This window comes from Streptomyces sp. W16 (assembly GCF_033194735.1).
In the GTDB taxonomy this organism is placed as follows: Bacteria; Actinomycetota; Actinomycetes; order Streptomycetales; family Streptomycetaceae; genus Streptomyces.
This window is the reverse complement of record NZ_JAWOAI010000054.1, coordinates 23,939-30,134: the sequence shown is the minus strand read 5'-3', so window position 1 is coordinate 30,134 and position 6,196 is coordinate 23,939. Positions and strand designations below refer to the sequence as shown.

At 70.2% G+C, this 6,196-nt stretch carries 4 protein-coding genes; 3 read left to right on the top strand and 1 reads right to left on the bottom strand.

Annotated elements, in window-relative coordinates; genetic code table 11:
* The first annotated feature begins 416 nt into the window (after nucleotides 1-416).
* The 3 genes from R6V09_RS10235 to R6V09_RS10225 all read left to right on the top strand — a co-directional run bounded on the left by R6V09_RS10235 (nucleotide 417) and on the right by R6V09_RS10225 (nucleotide 4,930).
* Nucleotides 417-1,379, top strand: coding sequence for an SCO0930 family lipoprotein (locus tag R6V09_RS10235; RefSeq protein ID WP_317881044.1), 963 nt, complete (start codon nucleotides 417-419; stop codon nucleotides 1,377-1,379).
* 597 nt (nucleotides 1,380-1,976) lie between these two features.
* A complete protein-coding gene (locus tag R6V09_RS10230) occupies nucleotides 1,977-2,789 on the top strand; it encodes an SAM-dependent methyltransferase (RefSeq protein WP_317881043.1) in 813 nt (270 codons plus the stop codon).
* Complete coding sequence (locus tag R6V09_RS10225) at nucleotides 2,786-4,930, top strand: putative bifunctional diguanylate cyclase/phosphodiesterase (protein ID WP_317881042.1); 2,145 nt, start codon at nucleotides 2,786-2,788, stop codon at nucleotides 4,928-4,930. Before R6V09_RS10230 ends, R6V09_RS10225 begins: the two co-directional genes overlap by 4 nt.
* Nucleotides 4,931-4,942: 12 nt before the next feature.
* Here the strand turns inward: R6V09_RS10225 and R6V09_RS10220 are convergent, their stop codons facing one another.
* Nucleotides 4,943-6,187 (bottom strand): outer membrane protein assembly factor BamB family protein, encoded by a 1,245-nt coding sequence (locus R6V09_RS10220; RefSeq protein WP_317881041.1) that lies wholly within the window; start codon nucleotides 6,185-6,187, stop codon nucleotides 4,943-4,945.
* Nucleotides 6,188-6,196 lie beyond the last annotated feature (9 nt).

Below are 6,196 nucleotides of genomic sequence, written 5' to 3'. Positions count from 1 at the left end.
CTCCGTGCCGTCCGGCCCCGTCGAGGCGTACGCACACGCGTCGGCCGCCGCCGGGCCCGCCGGTGCGCCCGCCAGCAGCCAGGTCAGCGTCACCAGGGTCAACACCCTTGCGGCAAGGGCGGTTCGGGTCGGTTCGGGTCCATGCACGACGGAGATCATGAGGCCTCGCGGGCCCGCGCGTGGTGTGGCGCGAACGGATTGCCCCGAAGGAGTGGACGGCGCAGTGCGACGGTTTGACGATCCGATTGTCGGAGGTGGCCGGATGCGTACGCGCATACGAGAGCGGTGCCGTGTCACGAGCGTCGGAAAGAAATTTGTGCGGCCGTTGAACACTTCCGTGGTCCCCACCCGTACCTAGGACCGTGCGGCGGCACAGACGGGCGCTGCAACATCCAGGTGATTATGGGGAGTTGACGATGAAGACCTCCTGGCGGAGCGCCTCACTCGCGGCGACGGCCGTGTCCGTCATGGCGTTGACGGCGGCGTGCGGTTCGGAAAATGTGACCACACCTTCCTCTGCGGCACAGAACGTCGGTGCCACGGCGGCGGCCGGAGGTTATGGCAGCGTGGGGGCCGCCACGTCGAGCCCCAGCACCGGTTCGGCCAACGGTTACGGCGCCGACGGCCAGCAGGCCGCCGCCGCGGAGCCCGCGGGCCAGCTGACCGTTGCCAACAACCCCGACCTCGGCAAGGTGTTGAGCGACGGGGCCGGTCTCACCCTCTACCGTTTCGACGCCGACACGGCCAGTCCCCCCAAGTCGAACTGTGACGGCGACTGCGCCACCACCTGGCCGCCGGTTCCCGCCGACGACGCCACTGCCGGTGCCGGTATCGACAAGTCCCTCATCGGCGAGGTGACCCGCACCGACGGCACCAAGCAGCTGACCATCGGCGGCTGGCCCGCCTACCGTTACGCCAAGGACGTCAACGCCGGTGACGTCAACGGCCAGGGCGTGGGCGGCAAGTGGTACGCGCTCGCCCCCGACGGCAAGAAGGCGACCCTCGCCTCGCTGCCCGGCCTCTCCGTCCGCAAGGACGCCAAGCTCGGCGACATCGTCGTCGACAAGAACGGCCACACGGTCTACCGCTTCCTCAAGGACAAGGCGTGGCCGAAGTCGGTCTCGAACTGCGTCGGCGCCTGCGCCGAGAAGTGGCCGGCGGTCGGCATCGTCTCGGCGAACGACACCAAGGGCGTCGAGAAGAAGGGCCTCATGGGCTTCACCCGGTCCGACGGCGCCAAGCAGATGACCGTCGACTGCTGGCCGATCTACACCTTCTCCGGTGACACGGCCGCCGGACAGACCAACGGTCAGGGCGTGGGCGGCACTTGGTACGCCGTCTCCCCTGAAGGAAAAGCGGTCGGCGCGCCCGCGGCGTAGCGAGAACCTCCCCAGGGTTCATCGCCCCCGCTCACTCGGCAACGGATACGCGGAAGGGAGGGACGCGGGCAAGCGACAAGAGTGCCGAACGAACACAGCAGCGCGTACGACCACAGGTCCGCCCCCTCCGCACCGCACGGAGGGGGCGGGCCGCTTTGGCATTAAGGGCCTGTCCGGCGGATCATGCCGCAGACGCGGGGCGTGGTGCGCGCTCCCCCACTGCCTTAAAGGCGTGGGGGGACCCCCAGCGGCGTTGTCGTCGGTCGCCGACTCCCCCAGTCTCGGCTTCGCTCGACCGGGGGGACCCCCATCGCGTCGCCTCCCTCCTCCGCCTTGCAGCTGCACGCACCACACCCCGCTCACCGGCGTTAATCAGGTACCGCCGATTTCCTGCGACCTGCTCCGCCGGACAGGCCCTACCCGCGCAGCAATTCCGGCATTCTGCGCGCCTCTCCGCGTGTCCCCGCACATCAATTCGGCACGTGCCGCAGGCAGTGACCGGGAACGGACGGTCAATTTCCGTTTCCGCTCGCTCCTTTGGCGGGCGATCAGTAGCCTCAGCTCGAACACCGGATCGCCTACGCCTTGGAGAGATACATGGAGCGTCCCGCCTGGGCACCACGAAGCATCGACATCTCGGTGCCGAGCGTTTCGCGTATCTACGACTACTACCTGGGCGGTTCGCACAACTTCGAGGTCGACCGGGAGGCGGCCCGCAAGGCCATGGAGTTCCTCCCGGGACTTCCCAAGATCATGCAGGCGAACCGGGCGTTCATGCGTCGCGCCGTACGCTTCGCGGCGGCCGAGGGCATCACCCAGTTCCTCGACATCGGCTCCGGAATTCCCACCTTCGGAAACGTCCACGAGGTGGCCCAGGAGGCCAGCCCCGGCGCCCATGTCATGTACGTCGACCACGACCCGGTGGCGGTCGCGCACAGCCAGGCGGTCCTCGCGGGCAACGCGACCGCGGACGTCGTCGCGGCCGACCTCCGCAAGCCCCAGGAGATCCTGGCGAGTGCCGAGGTTCAGCGCCTGATCGACGTGAATCGGCCAGTGGCGTTACTTCTCGTTGCCATACTGCACTTCGTGGAAGACGCGGACGACCCGTACGGTGCGGTGGCACAGCTGCGCGACGCACTCGCGCCCGGCAGCGTGTTGATCCTCACCCATGCCTCGTACGAGGGAATCCCGCTGCCACCGGAGCGGGCGGAGGGCGCGGTGGACGTGTACAAGGACATTCGCAATCCGCTGATCATGCGCTCGCGCGAGGAGATCGCGCGGTTCTTCGAGGGGTACGACATGGTGGAACCCGGACTGGTGCCGATGCCGGACTGGCGGCCCGACACCGCACCGGAGGACGAGGATCCGTTTTCCTTCTCCGGTTTCGCCGGCGTAGGACGCACGGCGTGACCGCGGAGCCGGACGGGCCGGAGGACAGACTGCGCAGGTTCGCGACCATCTGGAGCCGGGCGGTGTTCCCGGCGACCTCGACGTCGCTGACCCGGCCGGAGTTCGAGGAGCGACTCCTGCCGCTGGCCCGGCGGTTGAGCGAGGCGCTGCGGGCCAGGACCTTCGAGGCCGAGGAGGGCAAGGCGGTCGGTACCGCCCTCGTCGCCGCGCACTGCACGGACCCGGACGCCCTCAGCCGCACCCTGGAGTGCGTCGACGCCTACCTGGTGCTCTACTGCGGCGGCGACGGCTCCCAGGAGGACCTGCGGATCCGCTCGGCCCGCCTCCAGCACGCCATGGCCGCCGGCTTCGCCCAGGAACTGCGCGAGCGCACCCTCGCCGAGCAGGAGGCCATCTCGGTGGCCGCGCTCCAGGCCCAGGGCGTCGTCGCACAGGCCCTGCACGCGACCGAGGCCCGCTTCCGCGCGGTCTTCGAGGGCGCCGCCATAGGAATCGGCATGGCCGACCTCGAAGGCAACATCCTCCAGGTCAACGGCGCGCTGCTGCGCATGTTCGGGATCTCCGACCAGACCATGGGCGGCCGCAACGTCCGCGAGTGGACCCACCCCGAGGACGCGCCCCAGACCTGGACCCTCTACGACGAGCTCGTCCGCGGCGAGCGCGAGCACTACCACGTCGAGAAAGCGTTCTACCGACCTGACGGAACGGTCCTGTGGACCAACCTCACCGTCTCCCTGCTGCGCGACGCCGACGGCAACCCGCAGTACCAGCTCGCCCTCATGGAGGACACCACCGAGCGGCGGCTGCTGAACCTGCGGCTGCGCTACGAGGCGACCCACGACGCCCTCACCGGCCTCCCCAACCGCACCCTGTTCTTCGAACGCCTGGAGAAGGCGCTCGGCGCGGGCAACAACCAGCGGTTCGGCCTGTGTTACCTCGACCTCGACGGCTTCAAGACCATCAACGACAGCCTCGGCCACGCGGCCGGCGACCGGCTGCTCGTCGAGGTCGCCGACCGGCTGCAGTCCTGCGCGACCGCGCCCGGTGAGATGGTCGCCCGGCTCGGCGGCGACGAGTTCGTGGCGCTGACCACAGGCCCCGACACCGAGCGCGAGGTCGACGAACTCGCAGGCCGGATCATGAACGCGCTGATCACCCCCGTCAGCATCGACGGCCGCGACCTGACCGTGCGCGGCTCCATCGGCATCGTCGAGGGCCCGGCCGGTGAGCGCGGTCCGGCGGAGGTGCTGCGCAGCGCCGACATCACGATGTACCGGGCCAAGTCGGCGGGCGGCAACCGCTTCGAGCTCGCCGACCCGGAGGCCGACGCCCGCGCCATCACCCGGCACGGCCTGACCACCGCACTCCCTGCGGCCCTGGACCGCAACGAGTTCTTCATCGAGTACCAGCCGCTGGTCCACCTCGGCGACGGCAGCGTCCGCGGCGCCGAGGCCCTCGTCCGCTGGCTGCACCCGCAGCACGGCGTCCTGGGCCCCGACCGCTTCATCCCGCTCGCCGAACACACCGGCCTGATCGTGCCGTTGGGCCGCTGGGTCCTCGACCAGTCCGTCCGGCAGGCCAAGCAGTGGCAGGAACGACACGGCGGCAACGACGCCACCGGCCCGCTGCGCATCAACGTCAACCTCTCGCCCTGCCAGCTCAGCCATCCCGGCCTGGTGCAGGACACCGTCGACATCCTGGAGCGCGCGGGTGTCGCGCCGGACGCGCTCTGCCTTGAGGTCACCGAGTCCGCGCTCATCGGCGCCGACGACGACCTCCTCAAGCCGCTGCGTCAACTCGCCGAGATGGGCGTCGACATCGCCCTCGACGACTTCGGCACCGGCTACTCCAACCTCGCCAACCTCCGCCGTCTGCCCGTGAGCATCCTCAAGCTGGACCGCTCCTTCACCCAGGGCATGCAGCAGTTCCCGGCGGACCCCGTCGACCTCAAGATCGTCGAGGGCATCGTCTCCCTCGCCCACAGCCTGAACCTCGCGGTGACGGTCGAGGGCGTCGAAACGGGGGCGCAGGCCGAGCAGTTGCGGATACTCGGCTGCGACACGGCCCAGGGCTGGTACTACGCCCGCCCCGGCCCGCCGGAGCGGCTGCACGAGTTGGCGCTGGTGGACGCGACGGGCTGAGCGACCGCTGCCTCAGGGCAGCGGGATCGACCGCAGGCTGCGATGGGTGCCCGCCTGCACGACGACATGGTCCGGGTCACCGCCCGGCACGGCGAGCCTGGGGTATTCCCCGCCCCTCGCCTGTGAGTACCGCGGCGACAGATGCGGCGCGGCGTCGCCGGTCCCCTTCGGACCGGCGTGCAGGTCGATCGAGATCACCCGGTCCCTGACGGCGGCGTCGTTGCGCGGGGTGAAGGTGAGGAACCGGTCACCCGCCAACTCCCCCTCCTCTGTGGTGTCGTCGTAGCTCCACAGCCGCTTGGGGTGGACGAGGTCGTACGCGTTCCAGGAGCCGGCGCTTGAGTCCTCCGCGTTGGCCTCGTACAGCACGAGCACACCGTCGGACGAGATCACCCCGCGCTCGGGCTTGTCTCCCGTGTCCTCGGCCGTCTTCATCGGCCGGAGCGTGTCCGGGGCCAGCCGCTGGAGCGGCGGAAAGACGTCCCCGGCGGAGTACGGGCTGCCGGTGCACACGAGGTAGTGGGCGCCGGAGATGAGGTTGGCGCACTCGACACCCTTGGGGGTGGTCGCCACGGCGTCGCCGGTACGCGCGTCGCGGGCGGTGACCTTCGTGCCGTCGGTGGTGTAGACGCGGCCCCCGAAGGCGGCGACGCCCCCGTACGAGTCCGCGTGGAAGGTGCGGCTCCACAGCGACTTGCCGTCGGACATCCGGAAGGCGGCCAGGGTGACGATCCTGACGTTCACGTCCGGATTCTCGACGGCGTAGACGGTGCCGTCCGCCGCGCCGAGGACCGTGGGGATGCTGGCGTCGGCCAGCGGGCGGGTCCAGGCGACCTTGCCCGTGCGCAGATTCGCCGCGCGCAGCGTCTTGCCGGAGCCGGTCACGGCCCGTTCGGAGGCCGAGTCGACGACAAGCTCGGCGTCCTTGCCGCGGCCGGCCGGCGGGACGGACCAGGTGACCTCGCCGGTGCTGCGGGACCGCCCGACGAAACCGCCGGAACCGGTGCGGCACACGACCTGATGAGCCGTCGCCTCGCAACGACCCTCCGCCGCGGAGTAGTTGGCGGTCCACGCGTTCCACCCCGCGCCGGCGGCGCTCGGCGAGGCGCTTGGCGAGGCGCTCGGCGAGGTGCTGGGCGTTCCGGATGCCGAGACCGTCGTCCGGTGCGACTCACCGGAAGGCGTGCTCCCCGAGCCCGAGCAGCCCGCGAGTATCAGCCCGACCAGCGGCACACCGGCCAGCCATGTTCTTCGCATCTCTGGTTC

Bases quoted from the DNA above. Each gene is read 5' to 3' on its own strand.
- R6V09_RS10235 (WP_317881044.1), top strand. From the start codon at position 417: ATGAAGACCTCCTGGCGGAGCGCCTCACTCGCGGCGACGGCCGTGTCC.
- R6V09_RS10230 (WP_317881043.1), top strand. From the start codon at position 1,977: ATGGAGCGTCCCGCCTGGGCACCACGAAGCATCGACATCTCGGTGCCG.
- R6V09_RS10220 (WP_317881041.1), bottom strand. From the start codon at position 6,187: ATGCGAAGAACATGGCTGGCCGGTGTGCCGCTGGTCGGGCTGATACTC.